17 protein-coding genes and 2 other annotated features are annotated in these 16,168 nt (G+C 37.1%); of the genes, 9 read left to right on the top strand and 8 right to left on the bottom strand.

Annotated elements, in window-relative coordinates; all coding sequences use genetic code 11:
• Positions 1–77 precede the first annotated feature (77 nt).
• From cotY to JFT95_RS04385, 5 genes are all read right to left on the bottom strand, one after another.
• Entirely contained in the window at positions 78–548 is a 471-nt protein-coding gene (gene cotY / locus JFT95_RS04365) for a spore coat protein CotY (RefSeq protein WP_002011392.1), read from the bottom strand.
• Between the two features lie 143 nt (positions 549–691).
• Positions 692–2,758: an ATP-dependent helicase gene (locus JFT95_RS04370; protein WP_002140859.1), complete on the bottom strand. Its 2,067-nt coding sequence runs from the start codon at positions 2,756–2,758 to the stop codon at positions 692–694.
• A 99-nt stretch (positions 2,759–2,857) separates the two neighbouring features.
• Positions 2,858–3,280 carry a GNAT family N-acetyltransferase gene (locus tag JFT95_RS04375; protein WP_002064289.1) on the bottom strand — a complete coding sequence of 141 codons (423 nt, stop codon included), beginning with the start codon at positions 3,278–3,280 and terminating at the stop codon, positions 2,858–2,860.
• Position 3,281: 1 nt separating this feature from the next.
• Positions 3,282–3,800, bottom strand: a complete 519-nt coding sequence (locus JFT95_RS04380; RefSeq protein ID WP_002011397.1) for a YjcG family protein — start codon at positions 3,798–3,800, stop codon at positions 3,282–3,284.
• A 90-nt stretch (positions 3,801–3,890) separates the two neighbouring features.
• Complete coding sequence (locus JFT95_RS04385) at positions 3,891–4,622, bottom strand: alpha/beta hydrolase (RefSeq protein ID WP_201051544.1); 732 nt, start codon at positions 4,620–4,622, stop codon at positions 3,891–3,893.
• A gap of 203 nt (positions 4,623–4,825) precedes the next feature.
• On the opposite strand from JFT95_RS04385, the gene JFT95_RS04390 reads away from it, so the two are divergent.
• Together JFT95_RS04390 and JFT95_RS04395 are read left to right on the top strand one after the other, a co-directional pair.
• Positions 4,826–5,737 (top strand): DMT family transporter, encoded by a 912-nt coding sequence (locus JFT95_RS04390; protein ID WP_002030492.1) that lies wholly within the window; start codon positions 4,826–4,828, stop codon positions 5,735–5,737.
• Between the two features lie 180 nt (positions 5,738–5,917).
• Positions 5,918–6,493: a Crp/Fnr family transcriptional regulator gene (locus JFT95_RS04395; protein ID WP_201051546.1), complete on the top strand. Its 576-nt coding sequence runs from the start codon at positions 5,918–5,920 to the stop codon at positions 6,491–6,493.
• Here JFT95_RS04395 and JFT95_RS04400 read toward each other — a convergent pair.
• A complete protein-coding gene (locus JFT95_RS04400; RefSeq protein WP_201051548.1) occupies positions 6,483–7,154 on the bottom strand; it encodes a DUF4386 domain-containing protein in 672 nt (223 codons plus the stop codon). The two genes, JFT95_RS04395 and JFT95_RS04400, sit on opposite strands and share 11 nt — an antisense overlap.
• Before the next feature lie 87 nt (positions 7,155–7,241).
• Here JFT95_RS04400 and JFT95_RS04405 point away from each other — a divergent pair, with 87 nt between their 5' ends.
• A complete protein-coding gene (locus JFT95_RS04405) occupies positions 7,242–7,637 on the top strand; it encodes a PH domain-containing protein (RefSeq protein ID WP_078184104.1) in 396 nt (131 codons plus the stop codon).
• Positions 7,638–7,661: 24 nt separating this feature from the next.
• On the opposite strand, the gene JFT95_RS04410 is transcribed toward JFT95_RS04405, so the two are convergent.
• Positions 7,662–8,060, bottom strand: coding sequence for an Ig-like domain-containing protein (locus JFT95_RS04410; RefSeq protein ID WP_201051550.1), 399 nt, complete (start codon positions 8,058–8,060; stop codon positions 7,662–7,664).
• 158 nt (positions 8,061–8,218) lie between these two features.
• On the bottom strand, positions 8,219–9,697 hold the full coding sequence (putP, locus tag JFT95_RS04415) for a sodium/proline symporter PutP (protein WP_002188786.1): 1,479 nt from the start codon (positions 9,695–9,697) through the stop codon (positions 8,219–8,221).
• Positions 9,698–10,002: 305 nt separating this feature from the next.
• Positions 10,003–10,241 (top strand) — a binding site (T-box leader).
• 42 nt (positions 10,242–10,283) lie between these two features.
• Positions 10,284–10,528 (top strand) — a binding site (T-box leader).
• A gap of 51 nt (positions 10,529–10,579) precedes the next feature.
• Between putP and trpE the strand changes: the two genes are divergently transcribed.
• From trpE to trpB, 6 genes are read left to right on the top strand one after another with little or no spacing between them, the layout of a single operon-like run.
• Positions 10,580–11,998 carry an anthranilate synthase component I gene (gene trpE, locus JFT95_RS04420; protein WP_201051552.1) on the top strand — a complete coding sequence of 473 codons (1,419 nt, stop codon included), beginning with the start codon at positions 10,580–10,582 and terminating at the stop codon, positions 11,996–11,998.
• Positions 11,995–12,582 carry an anthranilate synthase component II gene (locus JFT95_RS04425; protein ID WP_201051554.1) on the top strand — a complete coding sequence of 196 codons (588 nt, stop codon included), beginning with the start codon at positions 11,995–11,997 and terminating at the stop codon, positions 12,580–12,582. Before trpE ends, JFT95_RS04425 begins: the two co-directional genes overlap by 4 nt.
• Positions 12,579–13,604 carry an anthranilate phosphoribosyltransferase gene (gene trpD, locus JFT95_RS04430; RefSeq protein ID WP_201051555.1) on the top strand — a complete coding sequence of 342 codons (1,026 nt, stop codon included), beginning with the start codon at positions 12,579–12,581 and terminating at the stop codon, positions 13,602–13,604. Before JFT95_RS04425 ends, trpD begins: the two co-directional genes overlap by 4 nt.
• 1 nt (position 13,605) lies before the next feature.
• Entirely contained in the window at positions 13,606–14,367 is a 762-nt protein-coding gene (gene trpC, locus JFT95_RS04435; protein ID WP_201051557.1) for an indole-3-glycerol phosphate synthase TrpC, read from the top strand.
• Positions 14,364–14,978 carry a phosphoribosylanthranilate isomerase gene (locus tag JFT95_RS04440; protein ID WP_002186404.1) on the top strand — a complete coding sequence of 205 codons (615 nt, stop codon included), beginning with the start codon at positions 14,364–14,366 and terminating at the stop codon, positions 14,976–14,978. The genes trpC and JFT95_RS04440 overlap by 4 nt, the downstream gene beginning before the upstream one ends.
• Positions 14,975–16,168 (top strand): tryptophan synthase subunit beta, encoded by a 1,194-nt coding sequence (gene trpB / locus JFT95_RS04445; protein WP_201051560.1) that lies wholly within the window; start codon positions 14,975–14,977, stop codon positions 16,166–16,168. Before JFT95_RS04440 ends, trpB begins: the two co-directional genes overlap by 4 nt.

Consider the following 16,168-nt stretch of genomic DNA (forward strand, 5'->3'; position numbering starts at 1 on the left):
ATAATAATACCTTTTAAGCATGGATTGGGTGGCAGAATCATCTGCCACCCAATCCATGCTTAAATTAGTATTCAGTTTTATATAGAAACATCGCGTAAGCATTGAATAGCGCAGAAGCAACTTAAATCAACAGTAATACAAGAGGAGGTTGATACTAATCTTGCATTTGGTACAGCTAAAAATGTACAGATTGGATCGTCACCAGGTGGTACAGAGGTACCATCACCTAAAACTACAGTTAATACACGCAATACAGCACAGTCATCATCATCTATACTCTCTACACGGAAAATTGGAGATTGGCAGCTAGTAAGGCTTGCAGATGGTGCAAATGCTTCAAAAGGTGTTCCAGCTTTTGTGTATAAAATAAAAGGACGTGTATTCGCTACTGATGCAGTGTTATGTGCTCCTAAAAATGGAACTTCGCAACCAGATCCACATGTTGTGGTTGCACATTCTTGTAGTTCATGTATAAAACGAACGACATTAGATACACAGTTGAAATCACAATCATGGTGTTGATGATCTTCATTACAATTGCAGCTCATTATGTTCACTCCTTATCGTGAGTTCTGACATACACTATTACAATATGAACGGGATATGGTTGATATTACGTTAATTCTCAGGATAGAAACAGGGAATTTATATAGAGGGGATGTACATATCGTGATATGGAAAAAGACACCCATTATTTAATGGATGTCTTTTCAGGTAAATCTTTTTGCGCAGTATATAGAAAACGAGATATATCTAGTTTCTTTCCTCTGAAAAATTGCGGGGAGGAAATGTAAAGTTCTTCTTTTGCGCGTGTAATGGCGACATAGAGTAATCGTCGTTCTTCTTCTAATGCTTCAGAAGTCTCCGTCACACGGTCATTTGCATCTTTTAAAGAAGAAGTATGCGGCAATATACCATCGCTTGCTCCGAGTAAAAAGACGCATGGAAACTCAAGGCCTTTCGCGTTATGAATTGACATAAGCGATACAGCATCTTTTTGCGGCATTGTTTTTAATGCTTCCATTTCTTTTTGACCTTGAATGGCCTCGTTAATAAATTGTAAGTAAGCTGGAATATCCGTAAAGCGAGTTGCTGATTCCATTAATTCTTCTAACATTTCTTCTTGTATGTCCTTATGCATCGTAAAGGAAGAACGATCATTACTTTGTAAGTACTCTAAATACTTTCCTTTACCATGAATAATTTCTTTCAATGCTTTTTTCGGTTCAAGTTCTTTTATAAACTTAATAAAATCGATTCGCTCATTTACTTTTTTAACTTGAAAAGGTTTCAAGCTTGGGTTTAGTAATAGAAAATGAAGAAGAGAAGGGAAACGGCCCTCACCATATTTCCATTGTTCACGTTCAATAAATGAAATGCACTCATCACGGCCAATATACATTGTTGGTAATATATTTGAAAGTGATTCGAGGCGGAACGGTTCAAGCACGAGTCGTAAGTGATCTAATACGGGCCTAATTAAAGAATGTTCGTAGAACGATTGGCTCGCTCCATGTTTAATAAATGGAATCTTATGAATTGTAAGCTGATCAAGTAAAGAACGGCTTACAGAATGTGTACGATATAATAAACAAAAATCTTTATAATTTCGTTCACCACTATCTACTTTTTCCTGAATGAGTTGCAAAATTTGATTTGCTTCATCAAGAGTTGTCACAGGTCGTGCATAAAACGGCTGTATGCCATCGTTACGAACAGAATATAGCTCTTTATCAAAACGTTCTTGATTGAGCTTAATAACTTCATTTCCAAGTCCTACGATAAATGGATTAGATCGATAATTCGTATTAAGTGCGATAATCGTAGTATTATCAAATTCCTTTGGAAAAGATAAAATAATTTGGTGACTTGCCCCTCGCCAGCCGTAAATCGCTTGATCGTCATCACCTGCGATAAATAAATTATTTCTCGGCGTGGCTAACAATTTTACAATTTCATATTGTGCATACGACGTATCTTGAAACTCATCTACTTCAATGTAATGAAAACGCTCTTGTAATTGAGTAAGCAGGGGAGCGTTATTTTCTAACATATAATACATTTCTAATAAGATGTCGTCAAAATCGATATAATTGTGTCGTTGTTTTACCTCTTCGAAACGTTCGTATACTTCTTTGAACTCTTGTTCAACCGGTGTTTTCGCTTTTACATCTTTCGGACGATTCAAGTTGTTTTTCTCAAGTGAAATCATAGCGAGTATCGTTTCGGCATCATAATCGTCTTTTAAGCGCAATTCTTTCAAAATTTTCTTTATCATAATTTGTTTATGTTTTTCATTTGCTAAAATTTGCTGATTATATCCTTGACTACGAAGCAATTTTAAAAAGACAGAGTGGAATGTACCAGCAACGACATAGCTACTTGCGGCATGATTCATACCAGGTAAATTCGCTACACGGCTTCGAATTTCTTCAGCTGCTTTTTGTGTAAACGTCAGCAGTAAAATATTTCGCGGATGGACATGTTTTACATTAACTAAATAACCAACGCGAGTTGTTAAAACAGATGTTTTACCACTTCCAGCACCAGCTAGTGTAAGGACAGGTCCTTCTGTCGTTTGCACTGCTTCTAACTGTTTTTCATTTAAATAAACACCTTGCTGTTCTAAAGCGCGGAAATACGCCGCATCTGCATCTTCTTCCATAATTAAATGGGTAGATGTTTTCGGAATATGATACGCCGCTTGCGGAATGCCAGCGTGTGTTAACGGTTTTTGTGAAAATTTTTCTTGTGTCATATATTCACCTTCAAAACTATAGCATCAACATTTAACTTTAGCGGAAGAAAAAGAAAATAGCAATGTAAAAAACAGGAGGGGCTACCTCCTGCTACAAAATTATAATTCTTTTATCATTACGACGTGTGGGATATTTGCTTCCATAAACACATCAGAAGCCGTCACGTATCCTAGCTTTTTATAGAAAAATTCAGCATGTGTTTGAGCATGGAGTTTCAATTTCGGTAGAGACTCTTCCTTCGCATACGCTTCAAGTGCATCCATAATGATTTTACCAATGCCTTTTTTACGATGTGAAGCTAGTACGCAAATGCGCTCCATTTTTCCTATTCCATCAACGATGCGGAAGCGACCAGCACCAACTGGAACATCATTATCATATATAACAACGTGTGTTGAAATCTCTTCAAACTCATCATACTCTTCTTCTGCAGAAACACGTTGCTCATTTACAAATACTTGCTTACGTACAGAGAATGCATCTCTTAGTTGTTCGTCCGTTTGTACGATTTGTGCGTGCAAATTAGTTGTTCTCCTTTCCAAGGTGGAATGTTTCATGTACAGTCCACGTTCCATTTTCTAATTGGTATAGAAGGTGGAAACGATCGATTGGTTGCTCATAATAGAAATCTTTCATACGTAATCGACCTAATACATCAGCGTGCTCTGCGTCTGATAAGTCTTGACCGATTGTTAAATGAGGTACGAAAGAGTACTCGCGCTCTTGTGTAAAGAAACCATTATGCATTTCTTCATTTAAGAAAGTAAGTTCAGGTGTTTTTTCTACTTTAAAATAAAGAACATTATTAACAGGTGCGAATGAACCGACTTTCCCAACATGAAGGGTGAAAGGGTTCGTTTTATTTGCGATTGTATGTAACTCATTCACAATCGATTCTAATTGTTCATCTTGCGTCTCAAAGGGTGTTTTCAATGTAATATGTGGCGGAACTAATGCGTAATGCGGATCATAACGTTTACGTAATCCGTTCGCTTTATCTTGAATCATTTTTGATGGGAAAATTACAATTCCTAATTTCATGTTCCAATTCCTCCCTTTGCAAGTCTAGTTAGATTTTGAGAATAAATCTCTTTATCTATTATATCAAATTATTCTGAATACCGCTCTCTATTATTTCATTGATAGGATATGAGAAAATGCTTTTGGTAAATCTGCTTGCCAATATTTCCATGTGTGATTCCCTTCAAACTCTTCATAATGCGTGATGAAATTTCTATCTGTAAGTAGTTTATTTAACTCGCGATTCGGTTCTACGAAATCAGATACTTGTCCGTCTGTACGCTTGACAGCTGTTTCTTCGGTCCCAATTACGTGATAAAGATCTAGCGCCCCCGGATTTTTGAAATCTTTTGCTAAGTTCGTGACTGTTTCATCAACAAATGGTGATTGCATAACGACCTTACCAAATGTATGCGGATACATAAGTGCGGTCATGAAGGAAACTGTACCGCCGAGAGAATCTCCAATTAAAACGCGTCCTTTACCCATTTGATATGTTGGATAATTTGCATCAATATATGGAGCAAGCTCATGAGCAAGGAAACGAATGTAAGCAGCATTCTTTACATCATTTGGGAAATATTTTTCCTTACGATCGTGTACATTTTTATATGGAATACCGACAATAATTGTGCGGTCGATTTCTTCAGTTTCACGAAGACGCTCAATTACACGGTGCGCTTTACCAAGCTGAAAATAATCTCTACCATCTTGTGCAATAACAACCGTATGCTTATGGAGAGGTGTGTAATTTACTGGTAAATAAACAAGAAGTGTAAGCTCCTCTTGAAGTGATGTACTAAAAAATGAAATTTCTTCAATTCTCCCTATTGTTTGATTCATGTATATCCCCCTAAATAAAAATTTACTGTAATGATTGTAAGAGCAACGCTTGTAGTGAAAAGGAAAGACATAATCACTAATAGGTGCCTTAATTTCTATTTTACCATAATGGTACGAAGAATCTAAAAAATTAGTATTTAAGTTGTGAAAGAAAACGGATATAATGAAGTGGGATTTTTTACAGGTGAGAGGGGAGACAGGATTTGAAACAAGAAAGATCAATCGCACTACCACTAGCAATTTCCATTATAGCAATTTCATTCGCAGCTGTTTTTGCAAAGATGTCCTCAGCACCATCTTCCGTTTTAAGTATGTATCGATTATGGATTATCGTACTTATTATGCTGCCGATCGTTTGGAAAAAACGGGAAGAGTTTAGTAGGATTCAAATAAAAGATTGGGGATTTTTAATTGGATCTGGTTTCTTTTTAGCTCTTCATTTTCTTCTATGGTTTGAATCCTTAAAGCATACGACAGTTGCTAGTTCGACGATTATTTTAGCACTTCAACCGATCGTATCTTTAGTGGGAGGTTTTTTCTTATTTAAAGAAAGAACAACCTATTCAGCAATTGCGACGATGGGAATTGCGATACTAGGCGTAATGTGTATTGGCTGGGGAGATTTAGGGCTAAGTGAGCAAGCAATTTATGGGGATATATTATCCTTTTTAAGTGTAATTGCAGTTGTCGGTTATTTATTTATCGGACAAACGACAGTAAAGAAAGTATCTCATTGGATTTATAGTTTCACTGTATTTGCCTTCGCTGGTATATTTATAGCGATTTATAACGTTATACTTCAAGTGCCATTTACAGGCTATACGAAGTGGGATTGGAGTATTTTTCTTTTACTTGCGATTGTACCGACAGTGTCTCACGTCATTAATAATTGGTTATTAAATTACGTAAATGCAACAACGATTTCAATGAGTATTTTAGGAGAACCAGTTGGGGCATCTATACTAGCGTTCTTCTTACTTGGAGAAAAATTAAACGCAATGCAAATTATCGGTAGCATGCTCGTATTGTTTGGTGTATCTGTTTTCTTACTACAGCAACAAAAGCGAACAGCAAAAAATGTGGTGAACGAACCGGCTTATACACAGGAATTATAACGAGCCTATTCTAATATACGAAAAGAGAAGTTATTGGTAACTTCTCTTTTTTTGTTCTATGCAGAAAATAAAACAAATCAATAGGAGGAATCCCCTCCATATAGCATGAAAAAAGATAATATATAGTGGAGTTACATCATACGTTTCTCATACAAATATAGAAGGGGAAGGAGAGACCAAATGAAAGAGATTTTAATGAAATACATGACAAATCTTACAACATTAAGTGAAGAACAGCAGCGCGTGATCGTAGAAGAATTACAAATTGAAGAGTATAAAAAAGGAACAGTGCTCCTAGGGCAAGGAGATGTTCCGTCTAAATGTTATTTTGTATTAAAAGGATGCGTGAGGCAACATTGTATAGATGAATCTGGAAAAGAAGTTACATCAAATTTTTATACAGAAGAACAAGCAATCGCAAATTTCAATCATCATAAACAAGATAAATTATCCCCACATACGTTAACGTGCCTAGAAGATTGTCTAGTTGTAGTTGGCGATCTGTATAGTGAAAAGGACATGTATAAGAAATATTCACAGTTAGAAGAAATGACGCGCCAAATGATTGAATACAATTTTGGTGAAGTACAGGAAGAACTTACATTATTTATTGCATCGACACCAGAAGAGCGCTACAAATCATTATTACAAAAACGACCTCATTTAATCGATCGTGTTCCTCAATATCAATTGGCAAGTTATCTAGGTATTACGCCAGAATCATTAAGCAGAATTAAGAAACGACTCAAACAGTAGAGTTTTTTCCACCTCTAAGCAATAGCCATATACTAAATCCTAGTTCACCTGCGATCATCGGTAGTTGAAAGACAACGTTAAGAATGGAAATAATCGCATCATATTGTGAAAACATCGTATTCATTACGTTAATGATGATATAGCCGATTGCAGCAATGAGCAGTAATATACTAATAGTTTTCGGTATGTTTTTAGATTGAAAGGTTACGTATCCTAAGGTGAGAAGATGTAAGCCGAAAATGATTAATCCTACAGACCAAATGTATTCAAAAGCTTCTAGAAATAACATTGTATATGCTTCTGAATTAGCAACTGTGTTTTTTGAAAGAAGTAATACAAATGTTAAATTGAATATAGCAATCCCAAGTATAGCTGTATACATAAGACGAAGACAGGCAGCTAGTAATGAGAGGCTAGTATGGATAGGTTTTAGAAAGAAATAAAGAGCCCACGAGGCGATAATATCCGTAATAAAAATGATAATCCATCCGAAAATTTCTGCTTTGAAAAGTGAACTTGAAGTTTGAATATTATGGAGTGTCGTGCTCGCATTACTTGGTACAACGAGATTTTCGTGAACAAAACCGTAAGAAAAAAATGCAGTGAATGCCATGATAAGAAGAGAAGTGCCTGCAAATAAGGCAAAATTTCGCTCAGTCATAATACGTCCTCCTATTCTAATGTTGTTTTCATTGTAATAGGGAAGAGGAGGAGATTCATTGACTTAAATCAAGGGAGGGGAAGTTTAGTGGAATTTCCATCAAAAAAAGATGTATGGTTATATCCAATTCTTTGTATTGTTGTAGGTGTCTGTTTTGCTCCGATATTTGCAGGGAGCGAATATTTTCTTTTATTTTTTACAATTCCTTTAGCCATACTATTTATTTGGAGTTGGTTTTCAACAAAATATATTGTTGGGGAAGAAACAATTACAATTAGATCAGGTTTCGTTAAAAAACGCATATTTATACGAGATATAAAACAAATTTCAAATACGAAAAATCCAATAGCTGCTCATGCATTATCATTTGATCGACTTGAAATTATTTATGGATCACATCAAACAGAAATTATTTCTCCTAAAGATAAAGAACAATTCATCAATCTCGTTACAAGTAAAAATTCACACATTGAAACAAAGTAAAAGAGTGGCTACGAAGCCACTCTTTTACTTTGGATTTGTCATATAAGGTTGTACATGAATAATGCATAGGTCACGGAACTTTCCTTCAGCAGTTGTGACAATTACGACTGCTCTTCCGGCACTTTTTCCAGTAATCGTTACCGTATCACCTTTTGGATACATTGTGATAACATCAGCATTCATATTTGTCCAAATAAGTTCTGTATTCGTTGCTTGCACTGGCAAAACGGAAGCTGATAACTCAGTGCTTTGTCCAGTTCTTACTTTCAGCTTATTTTTTTTTATATGAACACCAATGACTGAAATAACAGAAGGAGCGATTGAAATTTTAGGTGGATTAGGTTGTATGTTCAAACAAGACGTAGAAGTATTTGTGATGGGTGAAAATTTTCGTGTTTGTTGTTGCTGGAAAGCTGCTAACATGTTGGAGTCCCCTTTCTGTATAAGTGCTGATACTCATACTATAAAGGAGTAGTGTTATGTTAAATTTAACGAAACATAAAGAATTTGTTAAATTTGAGAAGAAGATTGTCGAACTGTAAAGAAAGCTCTGCTGTTATCATAACAGCAGAGCTTTCTTTTTATAGATTATGACTATGTTGTTTTTCGAAATCCTCAAATTGCTCTTCAACTTCTTTTGAAGGTTGTGTTAGTAAACTAACAATTACGATTACTAGTAAACTAATAGTGAAACCAGGAATCATTTCATATAAGAATTCTTTTAAGAATTTGAACTGAGTCCAAATAATTACTGTAGCGGCACCAGAGATCATACCAGCAAGTGCGCCCCACTTCGTCATACGTTTCCAATATAAGCTTAATAAAATAGCAGGTCCGAATGAAGAACCAAATCCAGCCCAAGCGTATCCAACAAGAGCTAAAATTGTATCATTTTGTTTAAGTGCTAATGCACATCCAATTAAAGCGATAACAAGAACAGCCATACGACCGACAAATACAAGTTCTTTATCAGAAGCAGAACGTTTAAAGAATGTACGATATAAATCTTCTGTTATAGCACTCGAAGTAACGAGTAACTGAGATGAAATTGTACTCATAACCGCTGCTAAAATAGCTGCTAATAAAAATCCAGTAATAAGTGGATGGAATAAAATAGTGCCAAGTTCAACGAAAATCGTTTCTGGATCAGAAAGTTTTAAACCTGCTTTTGAATAGTACGCAATACCGATAAGGCCAGTAAACATAGCTCCGACAACAGAAAAAATCATCCAGCTCATACCAATACGTCGTGCGCTTTTAATTTCTTTTACAGAAGAAATTGCCATAAAGCGTACGATAATATGTGGTTGTCCAACATAACCAAGGCCCCATGCGAATAATGAAATAATTCCTAATACAGAAGTACCTTTAAAAATATCTAATAATGCCGGATCGATAGATTTAATTGTTTCAAATGCTGGACCAAGTCCATTTACGTGCATAATTGTTACGACTGGAACAAGAATAAGAGCGACTACCATAATGATTCCTTGCACGAAGTCTGTCCAACTTACAGCTAAAAACCCACCAAATAATGTGTAAGCTACGACAACTCCACCAACGATAAGAAGACCAACATGGTAATTGAGTCCAAATGAATTTTCGAATAATACAGCGCCAGAGACAAATCCTGAAGCTACATAAAACGTGAAAAATATCATAATAACAAGTCCAGATACTAGGCGTAGCATATGGGATTTGTCGTGGAAACGGTGTTCCAAAAATTCTGGGATAGTAATAGAGTTGTTTGCAATTTCAGAGTAGGTACGTAAGCGAGGAGCGACATAGATCCAGTTTGCGTATGCGCCTAATGTTAGGCCGATCGCAATCCAACTACTACTTAATCCAACGCTAAACATTGCACCGGGTAAGCCCATTAAAAGCCAACCACTCATATCAGCTGCTCCAGCACTTAATGCTGTTACTGCGGGGCCTAGTGTACGCCCGCCAAGCATATAATCTGTTAAGTTGGATGTTCGTTTGTAGGCGAAATAGCCAATTACTAACATCCCGAGCATGTAAATAGAGATAGAAGTTAAAGTTAACATCTGCGTACTCATGTAGTTCCCCTTCCTTTTGTCATGTCTTTTGATGCGTTATGCATATTTATAATCTATCATGATTATTCTGAAAAATCCATACAGAAATACGAATTTTCAGAAATGTAAGCGTTTTTTGACATCGTTTTACTTTTTAAATATATAAATTTCAGACGAAAAAACCTTAATTTTAATAGAGTATTTATTATATTTACATAAAAACACGTTGTTTTGTCAATATAATATTGAAAGAAGGGAGAAATATTTTTTAAAAAAGTATTGACTTGTGAAAAAAGTTAGGTCTATAATGAGTGCAACTTAAAAAAATGCAAGCGTTGATGAAGAAGAGTACACATGATGAACATGTCAGAGAGCTGATGGTTGGTGCGAATCAGTATGGGATTGATGTGGAATGGGCTTCGGAGCTTCCAAACCGAAATGAAAGAAGTAGGCTTTGGCGACATGATCTCATCGATACAAGAGACACGTATTATTTTTTGATACGGCAAAGTGCGTTACATTCGTAACGAATTAAGGTGGCACCACGGGAGTACCCGTCCTTTCTATAGGATGAGTACTCCCTTTTTGTGTACAAAAAATTAAATATGTTAAATCGTTTAAGTAAGAAGAGTACGTATATTGGAGACGTTTCAGAGAGCCGGGGACAGGTGGGAGCCCGGTGCGGTGCCATATACGGAATGGGCTTACGAGAGGTATGCTGAACAATTATTTTCAGTAGGCAACCCGGGTTCCGCCGTTACAAGGATAAGGTATATATTTTGTACCTGAATAAAGCGGGATGCTTTTGCGTCCAACCTGAGGTGGTACCACGGTAAATTTATCGTCCTCTACATATTTCGATATGTAGGGGACTTTTTTATTTTTCAGAGTGAGGTGAAAGGCATGATGACAAAAGAGGAATTTATGAAGCAAAAAGAACAAAGAAACACATTTTTAGTAATTGCTGAAGAAGAAGGAGATAGCATTACGCCAATTTCTTTATATAGACGTATGAAGGGAAAGAAAAAGTTTTTATTAGAAAGTTCGCAGCTTCATCAAGATAAAGGGCGCTATTCTTACTTAGGGTGTAATCCTTATGGAGAAGTGAAAAGCGTTGGTATAGAAGTAAAGCGAATGATGTATGGGAAAAAAGAAAAGCTGCAGGGTAACGTACTGCAAATGCTAGAAGAGGTAATCGCACCAGCGCAAGTAGACAGTCCATTTCCGTTTTGCGGGGGAGCAGTTGGATATATTGGCTATGACGTCATTCGGCAGTATGAAAACATTGGAGCAGATTTACACGATCCATTAAATATTCCAGAAGTACACCTTTTACTATATCGTGAGTTTACCGTTTACGATCATTTACGCCAAAAGTTGTCATTTGTATATGTATGCAGGGAAGACGATTCAGCTTCTTATGAAGAAGTATACGAAAGATTGCAAGTATACAAAGAGGAAGTGCTAAAGGGAGAAGAAGCGGAAGTAAATGAAATACAATCAATATTATCATTCACTTCTTCAATAACTGAAAAAGAATTTTGTGAAATGGTAGAAACAGCGAAGGAATACATTCGGGCCGGAGATATTTTCCAAGTTGTATTATCCCAGCGTTTGCAAAGTGAATGTATTGGAGATCCATTTGCACTATACCGGAAACTTCGAATTGCAAATCCATCACCATATATGTTCTATATCGATTTTCAAGATTATGTTGTACTTGGCTCTTCGCCGGAAAGTTTGTTATCAGTAAGAGAGGATAAAGTGATGACAAACCCAATTGCTGGTACGAGGCCGAGAGGGAAAACGAAGCAGGAAGATGAGGAAATCGAAAAAGAACTGTTAGGAAATGAGAAAGAGCGAGCAGAGCATATGATGCTTGTGGACCTAGGACGAAATGATATTGGCAGAGTAAGTGAAATTGGCTCTGTGACGATAGATAAATATATGAAAGTAGAAAAATACTCTCACGTTATGCACATTGTATCTGAAGTTTACGGAACATTGCGAAAACAAACGAGTGGATTTGATGCATTAGCGTATTGTTTACCAGCTGGTACAGTATCAGGTGCTCCGAAAATAAGGGCGATGGAAATTATTAATACGTTAGAGCATGAAAAAAGAAATGTATATGCCGGAGCGGTTGGATATATTTCATTCTCAGGAAACCTTGATATGGCGCTAGCAATTCGAACGATGGTTGTAAAAGACGAGAAAGCGTACGTTCAGGCAGGAGCGGGTATCGTCTACGATTCAGACCCGGTTGCTGAATATGAAGAAACATTAAATAAAGCGAGAGCGCTTTTGGAGGTTATGAAATGATTGTACTTATCGATAATTATGATTCGTTCACATATAACTTGTATCAACTATTAGGCGAGTACGAGAAAGAAATTGTTGTCGTAAGAAATGATCAAATAACAATTGAACAATTAGAGGAGATGAAGCCGAAAGGAATTGTGCTCTCACCAGGACCTGGGAAACCAGAAGATACTGGAATTTGTATCGATGTTATTCGTCATTTTTATAAGAACGTTCCCATCTTAGGAATTTGCCTTGGTCATCAAGCAATCATATCCGCATTTGGAGGAGAAATTGTTAGAGCAGAGCGCATTAAACACGGAAAAACATCGCGTGTGAAACATAACGGAACGTCAATCTTTTCGTACGTAACGCAGCCGCTAACAGCAATGCGTTACCATTCACTCGTCGCAGTGCAAAATAGTTTGCCGCAGTGTTTTGACATACTTGCGACAGCGATGGATGACGGAGAAATCATGGCAGTTCGTCACAACTATTATCCGCTCTTCGGATTACAGTTTCACCCAGAATCAATTGCAACAGAAGAAGGCGGAAAGTTAATACGTGCCTTTTTAGCAGAAGTGAAAGAGGAGGAGAGAGTATGAACAGTTATCTTCGAAAATTAGTAGAGGGACAACATTTAACAGAAGAAGAAATGTATGAAGCGGGACTTCTTTTATTAAGTGACAACATATTGGAAAGTGAAGTTGCAGCTTTCTTAGTATTACTGAAAGCGAAAGGCGAAACAGCAGAAGAAATATACGGTCTCGTTCGTGCTCTTCGCGAAAAGGCATTACCGTTTTCAAATCATATAAAAGGCGCGATGGACAATTGCGGAACGGGTGGTGACGGTGCGCAAACATTCAATATTAGTACAACATCGGCATTTGTACTTACCGGAGCTGGTGTAAAGGTTGCGAAGCATGGAAACCGCGCTGTTTCTAGTAAAACAGGAAGTGCTGATTTATTAGAAGAACTCGGTGTAAACATAAGCTGTACGCCGGGTGAGATTGACTATTTATTAGAGAATGTAGGTATTGCCTTCTTATTCGCACCAGCGATGCATCCAGCATTAAGACGCATTATGAAAATAAGAAAAGAATTAAACGTTCCGACGATCTTTAACTTAATTGGACCGTTGACGAATCCGGTTAATTTAGAAACACAATTTGTCGGTATTTATAAGCGAGATATGTTATTGCCAGTAGCGGAAGTATTGCAGAAACTTGGCAGAAAACAAGCGCTCGTCGTAAACGGAAGTGGCTTTTTAGATGAAGCATCATTACAGGGAGAAAATCATGTCGTCGTTTTAAAAGATAATGAAATAGTAGAAATGAGTATTGATCCAGAAAAGTATGGTTTTTCAAGAGTGAAAAATGAAGAAATTAGAGGTGGGAATTCAAAAGAAAATGCAAAGATTACACTCGGAGTATTAAGCGGAGAAAAGAGTGTCTATCGCGATACTGTTTTATTAAATGCAGGTCTAGCCCTTTTCGCAAATGGAAGAGCAGAAACGATTGAAGAAGGAATTACACTAGCGGCACATAGCATTGACTCTGGAAAAGCATTAGCCAAACTAAACTTATTAATTGCAGCAAGCCATGAAAAATTAGAAAGGGTGAATTAAAATGGGGACGATTTTAGACAAAATTGTAGAGCAAAAGAAAGTAGAAGTTGCGGAGTTATATGAAACATATTCACCAGTGAAAGAAAAAAGGAAAACACACTCACTTGTAAAAGCTTTAGAGCAGTTTACTGTAATAGCAGAGGTAAAGCGAGCGTCTCCATCAAAAGGCGATATTAATTTACACGTTGATGTGCCAAAACAAGTGAAAACATATGAAGAATGCGGTGCTGGAGCAGTTTCGGTTTTAACAGACGGTCAATTTTTTAAAGGGTCGTTTCACGACTTAAAAACGGCAAGAGCAGAAAGTAACATTCCGCTTTTATGTAAAGATTTTATAATCGATAAAATCCAAATTGATAGAGCGTATGAAGCAGGAGCAGATCTTATTTTATTAATTGTTGCAGCATTGTCAAAAGAGAAATTAAACGAGCTTTATAACTACGTGCTAGAAAAAGGATTAGAAGCGATTGTTGAAGTTCATGATGAACAGGAATTAGAAATTGCAATCCGATTAAATCCGCACGTTATCGGTATTAACAACCGTAATTTAAAAACATTTGAAGTAGATTTAAGCCAAACTGAAAAGCTCGGAAAACGACTGAATGAGGAAAACCTACTTTGGATTAGTGAAAGCGGCATTCATTCAAAAGAAGATATTATTCGCGTCAAACGAGCTGGTGCAAAAGGTGTATTAGTTGGAGAAGCACTTATGACATCATCTTCTATAAGTAACTTTTTCGAAGACTGTAAGGTGAACATATGAAAGTGAAAATTTGCGGCATCACTGATGTTGAAACAGCAAAACATGCTTGCGAATACGGAGCAGATGCAATTGGATTTGTTTTTGCAGAAAGTAAGCGGAAAATCACCCCAGGGCTAGCGAAAGAAATTATTGGGGAAATTCCAGTCCACGTTTTCAAGGTAGGTGTTTTCGTAAATGAATCAGTAGAAGTGATCCAGAAAATTGCAGAGGAGTGCGGGTTAACGCATGTGCAACTACATGGGGATGAAGACAATCATCAAATTAGGAGATTGAATATTCCGTCTATAAAAGCAGTAGGAGTAGCTTTAGAGAAAGATATTGAATGTGCGAAAAAATACGATACAGATTATCTGTTATTTGATAGCCCGAAAGAAAAGTTCCACGGAGGAAACGGAAAGACATTCTCATGGGAGTTACTCGCACATATGCCAAACGAGTTGCGAGAGAAAACGATATTAGCTGGCGGATTAAACATCCTTAATATAGAAGAAGCAATTCGAACCGTTCAGCCATATATGATCGATGTAAGCAGCGGAGTAGAGACAGAAGGAAAGAAAGATCTAAAGAAAATAAAACAATTTATTAAAAAAGCGAAGGAGTGTTCAAAATGAACTACGCATATCCAGATGAAAAAGGTCATTACGGTATATACGGAGGACGATACGTTCCAGAAACGTTAATGCAATCCGTATTAGAATTAGAAGAAGCATATAAAGAAGCGATGCAAGATGAAGCGTTTCAAAAGGAATTAGATCATTATTTACAAACGTATGTTGGAAGAGAAACACCGCTTTATTTCGCTGAAAATATGACGAAGTATTGCGGCGGAGCAAAAATCTATTTGAAACGTGAAGATTTGAACCATACGGGAGCTCATAAAATTAACAATACAATCGGTCAGGCACTTCTTGCGGTAAGAATGGGTAAGAAGAAAGTTGTCGCTGAAACAGGAGCAGGACAACACGGAGTTGCAACAGCTACTGTATGTGCACTTTTCGGTTTAGAATGCGTCATCTTCATGGGAGAAGAAGATGTGAGACGACAAAAATTAAACGTGTTTCGAATGGAATTACTCGGAGCGAAAGTAGAAAGCGTTGCGGCAGGTAGCGGCACGTTGAAAGATGCAGTAAACGAGGCGCTTCGTTACTGGGTTTCACATGTACACGATACGCACTACATTATGGGATCAGTTCTCGGGCCACATCCATTCCCGCAAATTGTTCGTGATTTCCAAAGTATAATTGGGAAAGAAACGAAAAAGCAATACGAAGCGTTAGAAGGAAAATTACCAGAAGCAGTCGTTGCTTGTATTGGCGGTGGTAGTAATGCAATGGGAATGTTTTATCCGTTCGTACACGATGAAGAAGTTGCTCTTTACGGTGTTGAAGCAGCTGGAAAAGGTGTTCACACAGAAAAGCACGCAGCCACTTTAACGAAAGGAAGTGTCGGTGTTTTACACGGATCGATGATGTACCTTCTGCAAAATGAAGAAGGGCAAATTCAAGAAGCGCACTCTATTTCGGCAGGGCTGGATTACCCGGGTGTTGGGCCAGAACATAGCTTGCTAAAAGATATTGGCCGCGTTTCTTATCATTCCATTACAGATGAAGAAGCGTTAGAAGCATTTCAATTATTAACGAAAAAAGAAGGGATTATCCCGGCATTAGAAAGTTCACATGCTGTTGCATACGCTTTAAAACTAGCGCCGCAAATGAAGAAAGACGAAGGACTTGTCATTTGTTTATCCGGCCGCGGTGATAAAGATGTAGAGAGTATAAAACGTTATATGGAAGAGGTGTAA

Source organism: Bacillus sp. TH17 (assembly GCF_016651125.1).
Lineage (GTDB): Bacteria > Bacillota > Bacilli > Bacillales > Bacillaceae_G > Bacillus_A > Bacillus_A mycoides.

What these genes read in the sequence shown, in the direction of transcription:
- cotY (WP_002011392.1), bottom strand. Translation starts at nt 548, where the DNA reads ATGAGCTGCAATTGTAATGAAGATCATCAACACCATGATTGTGATTTC.
- JFT95_RS04370 (WP_002140859.1), bottom strand. Translation starts at nt 2,758, where the DNA reads ATGACACAAGAAAAATTTTCACAAAAACCGTTAACACACGCTGGCATT.
- JFT95_RS04380 (WP_002011397.1), bottom strand. Translation starts at nt 3,800, where the DNA reads ATGAAATTAGGAATTGTAATTTTCCCATCAAAAATGATTCAAGATAAA.
- JFT95_RS04385 (WP_201051544.1), bottom strand. Translation starts at nt 4,622, where the DNA reads ATGAATCAAACAATAGGGAGAATTGAAGAAATTTCATTTTTTAGTACA.
- JFT95_RS04395 (WP_201051546.1), top strand. Translation starts at nt 5,918, where the DNA reads ATGAAAGAGATTTTAATGAAATACATGACAAATCTTACAACATTAAGT.
- JFT95_RS04400 (WP_201051548.1), bottom strand. Translation starts at nt 7,154, where the DNA reads ATGACTGAGCGAAATTTTGCCTTATTTGCAGGCACTTCTCTTCTTATC.
- JFT95_RS04410 (WP_201051550.1), bottom strand. Translation starts at nt 8,060, where the DNA reads ATGTTAGCAGCTTTCCAGCAACAACAAACACGAAAATTTTCACCCATC.
- putP (WP_002188786.1), bottom strand. Translation starts at nt 9,697, where the DNA reads ATGAGTACGCAGATGTTAACTTTAACTTCTATCTCTATTTACATGCTC.
- trpE (WP_201051552.1), top strand. Translation starts at nt 10,580, where the DNA reads ATGATGACAAAAGAGGAATTTATGAAGCAAAAAGAACAAAGAAACACA.
- JFT95_RS04425 (WP_201051554.1), top strand. Translation starts at nt 11,995, where the DNA reads ATGATTGTACTTATCGATAATTATGATTCGTTCACATATAACTTGTAT.
- trpD (WP_201051555.1), top strand. Translation starts at nt 12,579, where the DNA reads ATGAACAGTTATCTTCGAAAATTAGTAGAGGGACAACATTTAACAGAA.
- trpC (WP_201051557.1), top strand. Translation starts at nt 13,606, where the DNA reads ATGGGGACGATTTTAGACAAAATTGTAGAGCAAAAGAAAGTAGAAGTT.
- JFT95_RS04440 (WP_002186404.1), top strand. Translation starts at nt 14,364, where the DNA reads ATGAAAGTGAAAATTTGCGGCATCACTGATGTTGAAACAGCAAAACAT.
- trpB (WP_201051560.1), top strand. Translation starts at nt 14,975, where the DNA reads ATGAACTACGCATATCCAGATGAAAAAGGTCATTACGGTATATACGGA.